The following is a 16,266-nucleotide window of genomic DNA, read 5'->3' as shown; positions in this document are numbered from 1 at the left end:
CCCCGGCCAGTCGTTAAGCAAGACATCGAGCATGGGAAAAGAGGCAGACCAGTGGCTGTAAATACATTTCAAGGAATTGAGCGTCGTCTTGGTGTAAGCGGGAAACTCCTGATTGCTCCTGTATTCATTCTTCTATTGTTTGCCCTCGTCATTTTCTACAGTGTCAGGGAATTCCAGGTGCTGGACGAGCGCATGGGCACCGTTGCCAGGGACCTGGCCCCGGAAACGTCTATTGCCACAGGTGTCCTGATCAATCTCTACAACATGCGATTGAGGGTGTTTGATTACTACGACACCGGTAACGATGACATTCTGTCCCGCTTCGAGCAGCTTGAATCGGATTTTCTGAAAGAACTTTCGGACGCCAGGCAGGCTATTGATAATGCGGAGCGGACACGGCTTGTCGGAGAAATTGAGCAGGCAACCCTGCAGTTTGTGGGTGTCTTCAAGAACGAATTGGTACCCGCCAAACAGCAAGTGAAATCCATCATTGCCAATGAACTCGACCAATACGGCCCCGATGCGTCGGAAGCACTGCGCAGAGCCATTGACGGGGTTACCAACCGTGAGCCTGACAGCCGCTTGCGAGTGGTTCTGGAGCAGTTGATTCACGACACGCTCCTGATGCGGATGGCGGCACAGCGTTTCTTCGCAGACGGTAACGAGTCCTCGGAAACGGCCCTCGGTTATGCCATGGAGGATGTCTCGGATGCCCTGGAGTTTCTGGATATGGATACGGTGCCGGATTACGTCAGGCAGTATTTTGATACGGCCATTGAGGCGCTCGAGAACTACCAGGCATCGGTCGACAAGTTGTTGATTCAGCAAAAAACGATGATCCGCACGAAAGAGGACAAGCTTGATGTACTGGGGCCGCAGATTACCGGTCTGGCGCGGGATCTTGAACAAAAAGTATTCACTTCACTGGAAGCAGTGGCGGACGAGGCAGAAGCGGAAACCGAAACCGCACTGACACTGATACTTGCCGCCTTTGTCATTTCCATTGTTCTGGGCCTGGTAGTTGCACTGCTGATGAGCCGAATGATGGGGGCCAGCGTGAAGCGTGCGCGAGCAGAAATCCTGGGCTACCTGGAGAACATTGGTAATAACAACGGCGATGTCTCCACCCGCCTGACCACAGGACGCCCGGATGAGATCGGCGACTTTATTGCTGCCGTGAATTCGTTCCTGGAAACCCTGGAAGACATCATTTCGAAGATTGTTGTTTCATCGCGAAAACTCAGCACCGAATCCGAATCGTTGTCCGGCATTACCGACAGTACCACCGCAAATGCCGAGCAACAGAGAGATCAGGTCACCCAGGTGTCAGCAGCCATGCAGGAAATGGTCTCTACGTCGGACGAGATTGCCTCCAATACAAGTGATACCGATGAATCCGCACGCCAGGCTGCCGAGTTGGCAGGCACCGGGCAATCGACGGTTTTAACGGCGGTGAAATCCGTGAACAGGCTCGCGGAGCAGGTTGAAGAAGGTTCAAAGCGTATCCAGCGCCTGGAGCAGGAGTCGGGTGAAATCGGCAACGTCCTGGAAGTGATCCAGGCTATTGCGGAACAAACCAATCTCCTGGCCCTGAATGCCGCCATCGAGGCCGCTCGTGCCGGTGAGGCAGGCCGTGGTTTCTCGGTTGTTGCTGACGAAGTGCGCAATCTCGCCAAGCGGGTTCAGGACTCGACGGTAGATATCGAACGCATCGTGTCCAATCTGCAGAGTGGCGCGGCTGGCGCGGTGGTGGATATGAGCAAGGCCAAGCAGATGGCCGGCGAGGCCAGCGAGGAAGCAGGCAAGTCAGGCCAGGCGCTGACGGACATCCTGGCTGCGGTGAACCGCATTGTGGACATGACAACACAGGTAGCAAGTGCCACCGAGCAGCAGCGGGCAACGGCCGCCGAGATGACCCAGAACGTTGAAGCCAGCAGCAGTGCCATTGATAAACTGACGGATGACATCTCCCATGTGAACCAATCCAGTAAATCACTGGCGGATATGGCGGAAGATCTGGGCAGCGTGGTGCGCCGCTTCAAGACATCAAATTAACGTTCATTTTCACGGGTGTTAACTGCGTCATGGGCGACATCTCGAATTACTGATACTTTCAATACTCAACAAAAAGTTACGTAGAGTATCAGGGAGAGATTCACCCATGAGCCAATCACGCTTTACCCGGGCACCCGGTATTACCGCAGCTGCAGTGTTGGCTTCATTGTATGCAGTTTCCGTTCAGGCCGGCCCCGCTCAGACCATCTATGCCGCCGAAAACGCGCTGTATGGTGCCGGCCATGAGATCGGCAAGGCCGACGGGTGGATGGATAACACCCTGCGCTCTGCCATCCGGCAATATCAGTCCGGTAACGACGAGTTGCAGGCTACTGGCAATCTCGACCCGCAAACGTTATCCGCGCTGGGGATCGCCCCGGAAAGCAACAGCACCATCAGCGATAATGCCGCTCCCGATCGCAAGGCCGCCATGGCTACGATAGGTTTGAGCGAAGAGCGTTTCGGTTCGGGCAGTGCCAGCCGCCGGATGGCCGCTGCACCCGAGCCGGAACCAGAACCTGAGCCCGAACCTGAGCCCGAACGGGTAGTACAGCCTGCCCCAGAGCCTGAGGTGCAGCCAGAACCGGAAGTAGCCGTTCAGGAGAAGCCGGAACCAGAACCTGTGGCGTCCGCGCCGGCCGAACCCGAAGTGGTTCCAGCCAGGGAACCCACTGCCGAGCCTGAGCTGGCCTCCCAGACCACCGAGCCTGTGGCGGAATCCATTCCAGAACCAGAATCTGAACCAGAACCAGAACTGACGGTGGCAGAGCCTGAGACAAAGACAGGGCCTGAGGCAGAGGCAATAGTTGAAGTCTCAGCCGTTGAGGAATCGCCTGAGGCCGATTTCCAGCTGCCAGACGAACCAACGGCGGCGGGAAATCCCCAGATGTCAGAAACACCGGACGAGTCTGAACCGCCGGTACAAAGCAGCGGCGGCTTTTTCAGTTCCGTGTTCGATTTCCTGTTTGGCTGGTTGATCTGACCTCTACCCTCTACATCCCCGATTGATGAATCGGGGCATCCTCTTATTCCGAAACCTGTCGGAATAGCCCACAATAGATGGCCTTGTTTCAAATCCGCTGAATTACGCCAAGGCCCCCTATTTGATGTCCTCTCAATCGCAGGAAGCGCCCTACTCGCCCGCCCGGATAACGCTGATCGTATTTTCCCTCGCCATGGGCGGCTTTGGTATTGGTACCGGAGAATTCGCCATCATGGGTCTGATGCCGGGGGTCGCACAGGACCTGGGGGTTTCCGAACCGCAGGTCGGCCACCTGATCAGTGCCTACGCGTTGGGTGTTGTGGTTGGTGCACCACTCCTGGCCATTAGCGGCGCCAGGTTATATCGCCGTCATTTGCTGATCATGCTGATGGGGTTCTACGCCGTCGGCAACATCGCCAGCGCCATGGCGCCCGGGTACGGCACGCTACTGGCATTCCGCTTTATTGCCGGCTTGCCCCATGGAGCCTATTTCGGTGTTGCAGCCCTGGTGGCGGCCTCTCTGGTGCCGGTTAACCGGCGTGCCAAAGTTGTCAGCCTGGTAATGATGGGGCTCACCCTCGCGCTATTGATTGGCAATCCACTCGCGACAATACTCGGCCAGAGTCTGGACTGGCGTTATGCGTTTGGATTTGTCGGCACCATTGCAGCACTTACCGGCGTAATGATCATTGTTTTCCTGCCCCTCAATCGTGACGAGGTGCGGCAAAGCCCTTTTTCGGAATTACGCGCTTTCAACCGGCCGGCAATCTGGTACCCATTGGCTATCGGCTCCATCGGCTTTGCCGGTATGTTCTGTGTCTTCAGCTACATGGCACCGACATTGCTGGAAGTCACCGGCGTTAGCCCATACTGGATACCAATCGCGCTTGCAGTATTCGGGCTGGGTGGATTTGTCGGAAATATCCTGGGCGGGTGGCTGTTCGATCGGCTGGGATTTCGCAGCATTGGCTTAATGCTGTTGTGGGCCATCGGTATGTTGCTTTTGTACCCCTACGCCACCGAAACCATCTGGACCATGCTTATGATCTGTTTCCTGGTGGCATTGATGGTGGGCCTTGGCCCTGCTTTGCAAACCCACTTGATGGATGTGGCTCACGGCGCCCAAACCCTGGCTGCGGCGTCTCACCACGCTGCGTTCAATGTTGCCAATGCGCTGGGGCCATGGCTCGGGGGCATGGCCATAAGCGCCGGGCTGGGGTGGCAGTCGACAGGTTATGTTGGTGCCACAACGGCTGCAGCAGGTCTGGCGATATTTATGCTGGCCTGGCGGCAGCAAGCCTCAGCGGAAACCCTTCAGGAAAACCCGGCCCGGCAAAGCATTCAGCCTGACTGAGTCGCTCTCAGCCATGCCGGGACGTTATGCCGAGAACTTCCAGAACGGCGTTCTCAAACGCTGCTCAACAACTTCGGGCGGGTATCCTACATCCTTGAGAAGGCGTGGTTCCATGGTCAAGACCAGGTGGAGGAAGTTACGCTTCATTCTCCACCCTTTGTATAGTGATGCTGCTCTGTTCATTTCAATCATCCATTCATAGGTACGCACAAAAGGGGTAAACCGTAACCGGTCTTTGTTAGTTACCTATGTTATGGATAATGCCTTCCCGGCCCCATACTTGGAAACCACTACTCAGCCTCATTCAGGGGCCCGGAAGCCTAATGATTTATACCTATCCTGCGCCGTTGGACTTGTTCACGAGCGTTTTGTAGAGGTCATCTTTCAATTGCAGGCGTTTCTGTTTCATGCGGTGCAGTTTGTCATCACCAATTGGTGCATCGCGGCGCTCGAGCCCCTCGATTTCCTGGTCCAGCTCTGCGTAATGCCTAAAATGTTCCTTGAACGTCAGGTCGTTCTCTTTTAACTCGTCGATCAGTTCCCTGAATTGCGGGAATTCGTTGTGAAGCTCGTGGTTGGAAATGCCCATTACCTCGTCTCCTTCTTGTCGCAGAGTGGTTAGTCAGAATGCCATTCCTGTTCGGGATTTGTGAACAGCCGAACAGCTGATTTTCAGGAAATCTACAAATCCGAATCCAGTGGCTCCAGGCCCAGGGACTGCTTGAAATCCCTGTATTTATCGCGGTAGACGATCGCCCCCAGCGCCATGGCGGCCTTGGTGGCCATGCGATCAAAACTATCACGAATCAGGCCGGGAATGTTTGTTTTCAGCCTTACACTGGCGGTTTCAATCAGCACGGCTCCCATGACCAGCAAAGCGTCAATGCGCCGGTTGTCACGGTCTCCATCCATGATGTGACGCGCAAGGGCCTTGGCATCGCCCAGTATTACGGTTTCCTCATCGTTCAGGCTTGCGCCATCAAACTCCATAAAGCTCTGGTAGCGCCGTGCCCGTTTCAGCATGAAGGCTTCCTTCACCGCCGGGTCCGGTTCATCGGCCGTTGGGCGGGTATTCAGCAAGCCGTGCAAGCGGAAATCGACTTCGCCTGCCGCTCGTTTCTGTTCGAATACCTGTTTTATGTCAGCGCGGGCAATGCTGGAGGTCGTTTCCATGGCTTCGGCAATGACTTCGTCAAACGTGGTCTTTTCGACCACATCCAGCACCCTTCGAATGGTGTGAATAGACTTCATCAGCTCTGGCCAGAGCCGGGGATCGGCCTGCCCGGGTTCGTCCGGAAGCCGTGCTTCAATAGCGCGGGCGCTGAAAAATGCCTTCTCTACATCACGGCCGGCGACACCGGGCTCGTTAGCAACCCATTTGACGCCATAGTCGTTGAGGTCTTCAATCAGGCTAGAGGTGAGAATTAACAGGTAGTACTTCATGCCGAGGGGAAGGTCTGTCACCAGCAGCTCTCCTTCACAACAGGGATTCCTTTATACAGGTATAGCTGATTATGGCCTGACTACCAACGTTGCATTCAGCCCACTGCTCTCGCCTTTGACAAACCGCTAATAGCTGGGAGCGATCAAAAAGGTATAGCATGATTGAAAGAATCTGGACATTGACCTGTTTACCTGAGGACTATGGCACATGACGTACGCGCGAATTGTCGGCACGGGCTCCTACCTGCCCGAAAATGTCATGACAAACAAAGACATGGAAAAGATTGTCGACACCAGCGACCAATGGATTCGTGAGCGTACCGGAATCGAGCAGCGGCACATTGCTGTGGAAGGCGAAACCACCGTTGATCTGGCTGAAAAAGCCTCCCGACTGGCGATTGAAGCCGCTGGCCTGAAGCCCGATGACATTGACCTGATCATCTTCGCCACGTCCACACCCGACAAGATTTTCCCGAGCTCGGCGTGCATCCTCCAGGCCCGGCTTGATATCCATGGTTGCCCGGCCTTCGATATCCAGGCGGTGTGCAGTGGCTTCGTGTATGCCCTGTCGATCGCCGACAAGTTCGTCAAAACCGGTAGCAGCAAGCGCGTCCTGGTGGTGGGTGCGGAACTATTTTCCCGCATTCTGGACTGGGAAGACCGCGGCACCTGCGTGCTCTTCGGCGACGGCGCCGGCGCGGTGGTGCTGGAGGCCAGCGAAGAAACCGGCATCCTGTCCACACACATTCATGCCGATGGCAAATACGAAGACCTGCTTCATGTTCCCTTCGGCATTGGCGATGGCTTCGACCAGGTTCGCGCCGGCAAGGGCCATGTGCACATGAAGGGCAATGAGGTCTTCAAGATTGCCGTGAATACCCTTGGCAGGATTGTGGATGAAACCCTGGAAGCCAACCAGATGAAGAAGTCAGACATCGACTGGCTGGTGCCCCACCAGGCCAACCTGAGGATCATTTCCGCCACGGCCCGCAAGCTGAACATGTCCATGGACCAGGTGGTGGTTACTGTCCACAAGCACGGCAACACCTCTGCCGCCTCTATTCCCCTGGCGCTGGACGCCGCCGTTCGCGACGGGCGTATCAAAAGAAACGAAGTGCTCCTGCTGGAAGCCTTTGGCGGCGGCTTCACCTGGGGCTCAGCGCTGATCCGTTTCTAAAATGATCGTTCTGACTACTCCCATTGGAGAGTAAAGCCAACTACCCGAGGGACAACCACCCGTATACTCTGTCAGGAACCCTGAAACCTGCTAAAGGGAAGCTTTCATGGCTGACAGCGCCAGTGGCAAGACACCCTCCGTGGTCATTATCGGCACAGGCTTTGGCGGCCTGTGTATGGCCATTCAGCTCAAAAAGGCGGGCATCAACGCATTTACCATGCTGGAGAAGGCATCCGGTATTGGCGGCACATGGCGGGACAACACCTACCCTGGCGCCGCCTGCGATGTGCAGTCTCACTTCTACTCGTTTTCCTTCGAGCCCAAGCACGACTGGTCCAGGAAGTTCGGATTGCAGCCGGAAATTCTCGGCTACCTGCAGCACTGCGTCGACAAATACGGTCTGGCTGGCCACATCCGTTTCAACACGGAAGTCGCCACAGCCGTGTTTGACGAGAAAACCAACACCTGGACGGTCACAACCACCGATGGCGATTCGCATACCGCCGATATTGTGGTAACCGCCACTGGCCAGTTGAACCAGCCGGCATGGCCAGAAATCCCGGGCCTCGAAAGCTTTACCGGCAAGATGTTCCACTCCGCGCGCTGGGACCACAATTATGACCTCAACGGAAAGAAGGTTGCGGTGGTCGGCACCGGCGCAAGTGCCATCCAGTTTGTGCCGGAAATTGTGCCGAAGGTTCAGTCCCTCAGCCTGTTCCAGCGCTCCGCCGCCTGGGTACTGCCAAAACCGGACAGGCCCTTTTACCGATGGGAGCAGACGCTGTTCCGTAGGATTCCGGCCTGGGACCGCCTTTACCGCTACCTGATTTACTGGAAGAACGAGAGCCGCGCCCTGGCCTTTACCCGCTTCAACAGCCTGCTGGAGATATTCGCCTGGCAGGCGAAGCGTTTTGCCAGAAGCGAGGTTCGCGAACCGCACAAGCTCAGGCATCTGATCCCGGATTACAAGATTGGCTGCAAACGGATCCTGATCTCCAACGACTGGTATCCGGCTGTGGATCAGCCTCACGTGAACCTTGTCACCAACGGCATCGAACGAGTTGTCGAAGACGGCATTGTGACCTCCGACGGCACCTTACATAAAGTAGACGCCATTATTGCCGGCACCGGCTTCGCCGCCTCTGAATTCCTGTCGCCCATGGAAATCACCGGGCGCAATGGCGTGTCACTGAATCAGGCCTGGGCCAATAGCACGGAAGCCTACAAAGGCATCACCGTTTCAGGCTTTCCCAACCTGTTCATGCTCTATGGCCCCAATACCAACCTCGCCCACAACAGCATTGTCTATATGCTGGAATCCCAGGTTCGGTACGTACTCAGCTGCATTGACGCACTGCAGGCTCAGCCGGGCGTCGCCATGGATGTAAAACCGGACCGGCTCCGGGATTTTTCCGCCACTATCCAGCAGAAGCTTCAACACAGCGTCTGGGAGTCCGGCTGTCAGTCCTGGTACCTGGACAAGAACGGCAAGAATACCGTCAACTGGCCCGGTTTTACGTTTACCTACCGCAAGGCCACCCGGCAGGTAGACCCGGACGACTACGAGTTTCTTCAACCCTCCCAATAACAGCCCGCTGAAGGTCAGGATTTGACAGCGCCAGAATATTCATAGGATGATTGGATCATCTGCTGTCAGGATCTTAAACATGAAACTCGCAAGAATTACCAGGGGCTCTCTGGTCGAAACAGCCATCGAGAGCCTTCGCCACGCTATCGAAGACGGTCACTGGGCCATTGGTGCCCGCCTCCCCGTGGAAGCAGACCTGTCGGAATCACTGGGTGTCAGCCGTAACACGGTTCGGGAAGCGGTCCGGGTACTGGTTCATGTGGGCATGCTGGAAACCCGCCAGGGCGACGGTACCTACGTTCGGGCTACGAAAGACGCCGGAGAAACCCTGCGACGAATCGGCCGCTCTGAACTGAGAGACAAACTGGAAGTGCGCATCATGCTGGAAACGGAAGCGGCGAAGCTGGCAGCGAAGCGGCGTGATTCGAAGGATATGGAGAGGATGACCCTTGCCCTGGATAACCGGGCAAAGGCCGGTGACATGATCGAGGACCGTATCCGCCATGACCAGGCCTTTCACACAGCATTGGTAGCCGCGTCCCACAACCCTGCCCTCACCGAGCTGTACGATTATTTCGCCCATGCGGTCGCGCTCACCATCGAGCAGACAGAACTCGATGCCGAACTCCCCGAGCCTTCTCAGGAAGATCATGAATTGTTGCTGGCGGCTATCCGGCGGCAGGATGAGACAAAGGCAGAAGAACTGGCCAGGGCTCTGCTGCAACCAAGCCTGGATGCCCTGGGAAGCCGTCTGCCATGAAATTCCGCCTCGACACCTTCACCAGCCTGCTGCTTGGCGCCATTGTTCTGGCCACTTTCCTGCCCGTTCGTGGCGATGCTGCCGACGCTCTGGCAAGCGCCGGAACGGTGGCGGTTGCACTGCTGTTCTTCCTGCACGGTGCGGCACTGTCCCGCGAGCAGATTGTCGCTGGCGCCACCCATTGGCGACTGCACATCATTATTACCGCGTTTACCTTCGTATTCTTTCCGCTGGTGGTGCTGCCCATTAATGAGATCAGCCGCTTTGCACCGAGCTGGATGCCACCGGACCTGGGTCTGGGCTTTCTCTATCTGGGGGTATTGCCATCCGCGGTGTCTTCTTCCATCGCCTACACCGCCATGGCAAGAGGCAACGTTCCTGCCGCGATCTGCAGCGCTGCTGCGTCCAATGTGTTCGGTATGATGCTGACGCCGTTCCTGCTGCTATTGCTCGTGAGCACGTCCGGTGATGGCAATTTCTCGGTGGCCGAAGCGCTCCGCGACATCGTGATTCAGCTGCTACTGCCATTCGCAGTCGGCCATGGACTGCGACCGTGGCTGGGCGGCTTCCTGGCACGCCACGAGACCCTCACTTCCCGCTATGACCAGTGTGTGATCTGGCTGATCGTCTATTCCGCCTTCTCGCACTCGGTTGCCAGCGGCCTCTGGCAAAACCTGCCCCTGAACGCCATCCTGCTGGCGATAGCGCTGTGCTTTGCACTGCTCGGGTTCTTTATGGTGATGGCGATGTTTGTCGTCCGCAGGCTCGGGTTCAGCCTGGAAGATGAAGCCGCGGTGGTGTTCTGTGGTTCCAAGAAAAGCCTGGCGTCAGGCCTGCCCATGGCGAAGGTGTTATTCTCCGGGCATCCCGGGTTCGGCATGATTGTGCTGCCGATCATGTGCTACAACCAGATTCAGGTCATCGTCGGTGCCATGCTGGCACAAAAATACCGCAGCAAGATCGAGGCGGCGTCAGCCACCTCCGCCCATTCCACTGAATAAGGTCGCCAGGATTGCCAGGCCTACAATCCAGCCGATGACCGCAGGCCAGAAGTTGACCATCTGGGGCGGCAACTCTTCCTGGGGCCCCTGGTCTGCATCGGGTCTATCGGAAAAAGTTTCATCCTCAGCCTGGAGTTCAGGCGCATCGCGAAGGCTGTACCAGTCAAACCAACCTGCCAGAAACTCCACCACAGGCGCCGGGAACGTGCCATTCTCGGCCATCGGCCGTACCTGCTGTTCCAGGGCGCGGCCTATTTCTTTCCTTATTCGGGGCTGATCCGCTGGCGGCTCACCAAGAATGGCCTTCCAGATTTGCGGGTCGCTGCTGCGGCGGGAATCATTGAGCAGGGCGCGGATCTGAATAACCACTTCCCGCACAATCTGCTGCTCAGACGCATCCAGCTCGGCCGGTTCGGCCTGCTCCGAAGCCTGGTTTGCCTCTTCCCTGTTTTCCGGTTCGACCCCGGACACGACAGACTCGCCGCCAGTGGCTTCACGATAGGCCTGACGCAAGCGTTCCAGCTCCTCCTCAGAAGCAAACTTCTCCTGCCGCTCGTAAGCGGCATCAATCCGGGCCCGGTCACGGGTGGGCTCAATACCCAATATTTCCCAACAATTCATAGTGTTACAACTCATTTAGCGTATATTCATTACATTTTTGAGAGACAAATGTAATCTTGTCACTTAGGATAAAGATAAGGCAGTTCATAAAAAAAACTCCAACACTCGGCAAAGTATAAAACGACACCCATGTCCGTTACGAACTATCCCTTTAAAAATCCGGAGCTTCCCGGACGCTCCCGGATGCGTCTTCGCCTGATTCCCATCCTGTTGGCTGGCGTCATTGCCACCGCTACAACGGCGGAAGCAGCAGACGACATTCCCGAAACCTACGATCTGGCTGCCCTCAGTGACGCCCCTGAAGCCTTTGAAACGGACTCGGCTATCCCCGAGGTTCTGACCACTACCCGGCTCAGGCAACCGAAGTCCCGGGTTCCTGGCACAACCACCATCATTACCGGAGACATGATCCGGGATCTCGGCATCATGAACCTGGTCGAGGTTTTCCGCCTGGTACCAGGCATGACAGTAAATTCGGTAGGCAGTAACCAGCCGGTAACAAGTTACCACGGAACCGTACACTATGAGCAGCGCCGGCTGCAGGTTCAGGTTGACGGTCGCACCGCCTATACCCCCAGCCTGTCGGATATGGACTGGAACACCATGCCGGTACCGCTGGAACTGATTGAGCGGATCGAGATCAGCCGCGGCCCCAACAGCGCAGCCTATGGCATCAACGCGTTCCTCGGAACCATCAACATCATTACCCATGCACCCGAGGACACCGCTGGCATTAAACTGCGCGCCATCTCGGGTTCGCGGGGTTACCGGCGGGCATTTGGCTCAGTGGGCGACGCCATTGAAGAGTACAGGTGGCGTCTGGCCTATGAAAAACGCAGGTCAGATGGCTTCGATGAGCAGGTAGACGACAACAAGGTCTACCCGTTTCATGACGGGTACGATATGAACACGTTCAACTACGACAGCAATCTTGCAATCAGCAACGACTATGATCTCGATTTTAGAGCCGGCGTTGTCGATGGCGTTGACGAGGAAGACGCGCGCAAGAACGGCAAGTTGGGTGCGGACCAGGACCCTGACATCCTGGTTGACGATTATTACCTCCAGACACGGCTGAACATTACCACCTCGGAACGCCACTTCTACCATGTTCAGGCGTCGTTCCAGAATTACGATCGCAGGCAAAGGTGGACCATCTGTATTCCTCAGGACCAGTTCATTGCCATTGCTGATCCGAATACACCAACCCCCGAGCTCAGGGCATGTGAGCCGGGCGATGCCGATCCCTTCAGGGCCAACCTGAATGAGGATACGGAAGAGTCGCGCCTGGAGTTCGAGATTCAGGATACCATTCTGTTCAGTCCGGACCTGAAACTTGTCTCCGGTCTGGGCTACCGCAAGGATACCTATCGGTCCGAGACGTTTTTTAACGGCCGCGGCAATAATTACCAGTCGCGGGTATTCGGCAATCTTGAGTACTCACCTTTTCGCTGGCTAACGTTGAATTCCGGTGGCAACTGGGAGAAAACAACCACAACGGATGAGGGCTATTTCTCCCCGCGACTTGCTGCAAACTTTATCCTCTCGAACAATCATACCCTGCGTTTCGTCTACTCCAGGGCTGTCCGGACACCGGATGCCTTCGAGCAGAATCCGGACTGGTCCTATCGCCCCAGAAACGTCCGGCCGCCCTTCGAGGCCGTGGAAGGCCAGAGGTTCCTTGTGGAAGACCTGGTAAATCCCGCCACATCCACGCTTGGCAAGACACTTGAAGAAGAGCGCATAACATCACGGGAAATAAGCTATTTCGGCCAGTACTACCTTGACTCATCTATTGTTTCTCTGGAGGTCCGGTACTTTAACGATCAACTCAGGGACATGATCAGTGGCATTATCAATGAAGAGGACTGGACCATTGATAACAATGTCGCACTGGATCAGAAGGGTTTCGAGGTGGAAGCATCCCTGGATTTCCCGGGCACCAAACTCCGGGTGAGCTATGCTTACCTGGACCAGGACGGACGCTACACCGGGGAAAATGACCGTGATGCCGGGGACAAGCAATACGCCATCGATCTGCTGGGGCGGCTTTCAGTCAGGCACTCGGGAAGCTTCGCGTGGATTCAGGACTTGCCGTTTGACCTGACCTCCTCGGCTGCTTTCTATTTTGCCGACGAATTCCGCCGTTCCCAGTTCGAGCGGGCCGATTTCCGGCTGGCCCGGCAGGTTTTCCACACAGGCTACAGTTACGAACTGGCGCTAACCATGCAACACTATCTGAACACGGTCCCGACTCTCAGCCCGGACAACATTATCAAAGATCACAATCAGTTCTTCGTTGAAGCGGGCGTAAGATTCTGAAACAACACGGATGTCATCAGACCCCGGATGGTATGAAAGCACCAGATACCCCGAACAACCCGGCAAGAACAGCTTCGCCTGTAACCAGATGGTATCTGGTTATCCTTGCCCTTTTCCTGATTGTCGCGCCACTTCATCCTGCGGTCGCTCAATCCGACACCGGTGCACTGGTCTACCTTGCCGGGTCCGAGAATAATGCCCTGAACCGCCGCATGCTATCCCTGCTTGAAGACGCACTGGGAAGTTCAACGGTTATCCGGCCTTTCAGCCGGGGGCAAACATCCCAGGATAGGACAACACCCGTTATTGCCCTTGGCGCCGAAGCCTTTACCCGCGTTCGTCAGGAGGACAAGCGCGTACCTATCCTGGCACTGCTCGTTGATGAGACATTCATTGACGGCTATGCCGAGCGCTCCGTTGGTTCCGTTTCTGGCATTCTTTACAACCCTCCCCTTCTGCGGCAAGCCATTGCCGGCGGGGTCATTCTGCCGCAAGCCACCCGGGTGGCGATGTTGGCACGCCCTGATACGGTTGAAATATATGAGCCGGTAACGGAACAGCTTCCTGACTATGGGATGGAGGGCAAAATATTTGTTGTCACTTCCGATGACAAGCTGATACCGACTCTGATCCGGGCGCTGAACTACGGGGATTTCATTCTCGCTGCGCCTGACAGCAGCATCTACAACCCGAGAACGATCAAGCACATCCTGCTCACGGCTTACCGGCGCAACCGGATTGTCATAGGCCCGAGTCAGGCTTATGTGAAGGCGGGATCACTGGCGTCCACCTACACACCCCTGACCCAGATTGCTGAACTGGCAGCGGACTACATCGAAGAGTACCGGGCCAGCGGCCAGTTTCCTGCGCCAGCTTATCCGGAAAACTTCAGTATCGATCTGAACCAGCAAGTAGCGAGATCCCTGAATATACCGTTGCCTGACAGGCAGGACATTATTACATCGGTAATGGAACAGCTTGCCGGGCCCGAGGAGGCTGCTGATGAATAAGCAACCAGACGTGCAGCAGGCCCCGCTTTCCAGAAAGCTTCTGCTGTTGGGGGCCGCGCCGGCGATCGTCATGTTCGTTGTACTGATGGTGTTTTTCACCTCGGCACGGCTCGATGATGCCCGCAAGGATCTCGCCGATAGCAGCCAGATGCTGGCGGACAGCCTTGCTCCCGCTGTTGAGTACGCGGTGGTATCCGGCAACACCGCAGCCCTTGAGCAGATTCTCTCGCAATCGCTGCGCCGCAGCCGGGCACAATGGATCAGGGTGTCCAACCTGATGGGTGACGAAGTCGGTTTTGTGTCTACCGAACAGCCGCTAAAGACAACGCCGGACGAAACCTTCGATGTTTTTGAATCGGAAATACTGCAACAGCCAGTAGACCTGGGTGGAGACCGCGAGACAGAGTGGTTTGAACCGGATTACGGATTCGGCGCCGGCGCCCTGAGGGTGGGCACCGTTCAGGTTGGTGTTAACAAGGAACAACTGGCTGCCCGTCGTCAGGACATCCTCTGGACATCGCTCGCCGTTGGCTTTTCACTGCTGCTGTTTACGTTGCTGATCGTAAACCACTCCCTCAACAGCATCATTTCTCCCATTCGCGGTCTGTCCAGGCGGGTGACGAAACTGACCAACCGGGAGTATGAAGAAGTTCCGGTCAGCCGCACCGGCACTACCCGTGAAATCCGCGAACTGGAAGAGAGCCTGAATTCGCTGGCCACCCACCTGAGAACACTGAAGCAATCGAGGGACGAGACACTTGCCTCGTCAGAGAAAGCCAGGGAGCGGGCAGAACTGGCCAACCGTGCGAAATCAGAATTCCTGGCAACCATGAGCCATGAACTGCGCACCCCTCTCAACGGCGTGCTGGGGATGATTGAACTGGTCACCGAGGAGCCACTGAGCCCTCGCCAGATTGATTATCTGAAGACCGCACGCCAGTCCACCGAAGACCTGCTGACCGTTATCAACGATATTCTGGATTACTCCCACATTGACCGTGGAACGCTGGAACTGGACAGCCGCGAATTTGACCTGCAACAGCTGATCACCAACTGTACGGCAAGCTTTCGTCATATTGCCGAGCAGCAGGGCCTGACGCTATCCACCAAGTTCGTGGGGGAATGGCCAGACCATCCCCTGGTGCTTGGGGATGCCTCCAGACTGCGACAGATCCTCGCCGGGTTGATTGATAATGCCATCAAGTTTACCGGCGACGGCTTCATCAACGTTCAGGCCGACTGGTTCTCGCTGGAGGAAAACTGCGTTGTCCTGAAATGCACCGTCAGCGACTCCGGTTGCGGTATCCCCGTCGAACGGATTCATGACATTTTCAACTCCTTCGAGCAGTTGGAAACCGGTCATTCCAGGCGTTACGGTGGAACCGGTATGGGGCTCTCCCTGGTGCAACGGCTGGTGGAACTGATGGGCGGCCACGTAAAGGTGGAAACCGACCTTGGCAAGGGCTCCTCGTTCCGTTTCGAGTTGCCGTTTGAGCTGGCGACCCCGCCAGCCTCAGCCCTCCCCAGAAATCCGCGCCCGCTGATAACCGGGAAAGGCAAGGCCCGGGCGCTGGTAGTGGAAGACAATATGGTCAATCAGCGGGTCGCTACTGCCCTGCTCAGGCGCCTGGGATTTGAAGCCGATGCCGCGATCAATGGTGAGGAGGCACTGGAGCTGGTACAGACCAACCACTCCGGCTATGACGTGATTCTGATGGACTGCCAGATGCCCGTGATGGACGGGTACGAAACCACCCGCTGCATCCGGGAGTGGGAAAAGAGTAACGGCCAGGGTGGTACCCCGATCATTGCGCTCACCGCTGACGCACTGCCGGGCACCGAATCCACCTGCCGCGAAGCGGGAATGAACGATTACCTCTCAAAGCCGGTCAGAAAAGAAAACCTGAGACAGGTGCTCAGCCGCTGGATACCGATGTAAACAGCGGCCAAAAC

General features: G+C 56.4%; 13 protein-coding genes. 10 read left to right on the top strand and 3 right to left on the bottom strand.

Annotated features, from left to right (window positions below):
• Window positions 1–51: 51 nt before the first annotated feature.
• The 3 genes from QPL94_RS17850 (at window position 52) to QPL94_RS17840 (ending at window position 4,391) form a co-directional block, all read left to right on the top strand.
• Window positions 52–2,055, top strand: coding sequence for a methyl-accepting chemotaxis protein (locus tag QPL94_RS17850; RefSeq protein ID WP_285359261.1), 2,004 nt, complete (start codon window positions 52–54; stop codon window positions 2,053–2,055).
• Window positions 2,056–2,161: 106 nt separating this feature from the next.
• Window positions 2,162–3,037 (top strand): peptidoglycan-binding domain-containing protein, encoded by an 876-nt coding sequence (locus tag QPL94_RS17845; protein ID WP_285359259.1) that lies wholly within the window; start codon window positions 2,162–2,164, stop codon window positions 3,035–3,037.
• Window positions 3,038–3,161: 124 nt separating this feature from the next.
• Window positions 3,162–4,391 (top strand): MFS transporter, encoded by a 1,230-nt coding sequence (locus QPL94_RS17840; protein ID WP_285359256.1) that lies wholly within the window; start codon window positions 3,162–3,164, stop codon window positions 4,389–4,391.
• A gap of 334 nt (window positions 4,392–4,725) precedes the next feature.
• On the opposite strand, the gene QPL94_RS17835 is transcribed toward QPL94_RS17840, so the two are convergent.
• Window positions 4,726–4,980 carry an HP1242/YdcH family protein gene (locus tag QPL94_RS17835; protein WP_137434355.1) on the bottom strand — a complete coding sequence of 85 codons (255 nt, stop codon included), beginning with the start codon at window positions 4,978–4,980 and terminating at the stop codon, window positions 4,726–4,728.
• A gap of 92 nt (window positions 4,981–5,072) precedes the next feature.
• A complete protein-coding gene (locus QPL94_RS17830; protein WP_137434354.1) occupies window positions 5,073–5,855 on the bottom strand; it encodes a hypothetical protein in 783 nt (260 codons plus the stop codon).
• Between the two features lie 187 nt (window positions 5,856–6,042).
• Between QPL94_RS17830 and QPL94_RS17825 the strand changes: the two genes are divergently transcribed.
• The 4 genes from QPL94_RS17825 (at window position 6,043) to QPL94_RS17810 (ending at window position 10,360) form a co-directional block, all read left to right on the top strand.
• On the top strand, window positions 6,043–7,011 hold the full coding sequence (locus tag QPL94_RS17825; protein WP_285359253.1) for a beta-ketoacyl-ACP synthase III: 969 nt from the start codon (window positions 6,043–6,045) through the stop codon (window positions 7,009–7,011).
• Window positions 7,012–7,117: 106 nt separating this feature from the next.
• Complete coding sequence (locus QPL94_RS17820; protein ID WP_285359251.1) at window positions 7,118–8,599, top strand: flavin-containing monooxygenase; 1,482 nt, start codon at window positions 7,118–7,120, stop codon at window positions 8,597–8,599.
• 79 nt (window positions 8,600–8,678) lie between these two features.
• A complete protein-coding gene (locus QPL94_RS17815; protein ID WP_285359249.1) occupies window positions 8,679–9,359 on the top strand; it encodes a FadR/GntR family transcriptional regulator in 681 nt (226 codons plus the stop codon).
• A complete protein-coding gene (locus QPL94_RS17810) occupies window positions 9,356–10,360 on the top strand; it encodes a bile acid:sodium symporter family protein (RefSeq protein WP_285359247.1) in 1,005 nt (334 codons plus the stop codon). The genes QPL94_RS17815 and QPL94_RS17810 overlap by 4 nt, the downstream gene beginning before the upstream one ends.
• Here QPL94_RS17810 and QPL94_RS17805 read toward each other — a convergent pair.
• The gene (locus tag QPL94_RS17805; RefSeq protein WP_285359245.1) at window positions 10,331–10,981 is read right to left on the bottom strand and encodes a J domain-containing protein; all 651 of its coding nucleotides are present in this window, start codon (window positions 10,979–10,981) and stop codon (window positions 10,331–10,333) included. The genes QPL94_RS17810 and QPL94_RS17805 overlap by 30 nt on opposite strands.
• A gap of 183 nt (window positions 10,982–11,164) precedes the next feature.
• Between QPL94_RS17805 and QPL94_RS17800 the strand changes: the two genes are divergently transcribed.
• Genes QPL94_RS17800 through QPL94_RS17790 form a run of 3 tightly spaced genes read left to right on the top strand, consistent with a single transcriptional unit; the run spans window position 11,165 to window position 16,252 of the window.
• Window positions 11,165–13,303, top strand: a complete 2,139-nt coding sequence (locus QPL94_RS17800) for a TonB-dependent receptor plug domain-containing protein (protein ID WP_285359243.1) — start codon at window positions 11,165–11,167, stop codon at window positions 13,301–13,303.
• Window positions 13,304–13,335: 32 nt separating this feature from the next.
• Complete coding sequence (locus QPL94_RS17795) at window positions 13,336–14,313, top strand: ABC transporter substrate-binding protein (RefSeq protein ID WP_285359241.1); 978 nt, start codon at window positions 13,336–13,338, stop codon at window positions 14,311–14,313.
• Window positions 14,306–16,252, top strand: coding sequence for an ATP-binding protein (locus tag QPL94_RS17790; RefSeq protein WP_285359239.1), 1,947 nt, complete (start codon window positions 14,306–14,308; stop codon window positions 16,250–16,252). Before QPL94_RS17795 ends, QPL94_RS17790 begins: the two co-directional genes overlap by 8 nt.
• The last annotated feature ends 14 nt before the right edge of the window (window positions 16,253–16,266 follow it).

It is taken from the genome of Marinobacter sp. SS13-12 (assembly GCF_030227115.1).
In the GTDB taxonomy this organism is placed as follows: domain Bacteria; phylum Pseudomonadota; class Gammaproteobacteria; order Pseudomonadales; family Oleiphilaceae; genus Marinobacter.
The sequence above is the reverse complement of the archived record's forward strand: the minus strand, read 5'-3'. Positions and strand labels throughout refer to the sequence as shown.

Excerpts from the sequence above, each read along its gene's own strand:
- QPL94_RS17845 (WP_285359259.1), top strand. The coding sequence starts at position 2,162 with ATGAGCCAATCACGCTTTACCCGGGCACCCGGTATTACCGCAGCTGCA.
- QPL94_RS17840 (WP_285359256.1), top strand. The coding sequence starts at position 3,162 with ATGTCCTCTCAATCGCAGGAAGCGCCCTACTCGCCCGCCCGGATAACG.
- QPL94_RS17835 (WP_137434355.1), bottom strand. The coding sequence starts at position 4,980 with ATGGGCATTTCCAACCACGAGCTTCACAACGAATTCCCGCAATTCAGG.
- QPL94_RS17825 (WP_285359253.1), top strand. The coding sequence starts at position 6,043 with ATGACGTACGCGCGAATTGTCGGCACGGGCTCCTACCTGCCCGAAAAT.
- QPL94_RS17820 (WP_285359251.1), top strand. The coding sequence starts at position 7,118 with ATGGCTGACAGCGCCAGTGGCAAGACACCCTCCGTGGTCATTATCGGC.
- QPL94_RS17815 (WP_285359249.1), top strand. The coding sequence starts at position 8,679 with ATGAAACTCGCAAGAATTACCAGGGGCTCTCTGGTCGAAACAGCCATC.
- QPL94_RS17810 (WP_285359247.1), top strand. The coding sequence starts at position 9,356 with ATGAAATTCCGCCTCGACACCTTCACCAGCCTGCTGCTTGGCGCCATT.
- QPL94_RS17805 (WP_285359245.1), bottom strand. The coding sequence starts at position 10,981 with ATGAATTGTTGGGAAATATTGGGTATTGAGCCCACCCGTGACCGGGCC.
- QPL94_RS17800 (WP_285359243.1), top strand. The coding sequence starts at position 11,165 with ATGCGTCTTCGCCTGATTCCCATCCTGTTGGCTGGCGTCATTGCCACC.
- QPL94_RS17795 (WP_285359241.1), top strand. The coding sequence starts at position 13,336 with ATGAAAGCACCAGATACCCCGAACAACCCGGCAAGAACAGCTTCGCCT.
- QPL94_RS17790 (WP_285359239.1), top strand. The coding sequence starts at position 14,306 with ATGAATAAGCAACCAGACGTGCAGCAGGCCCCGCTTTCCAGAAAGCTT.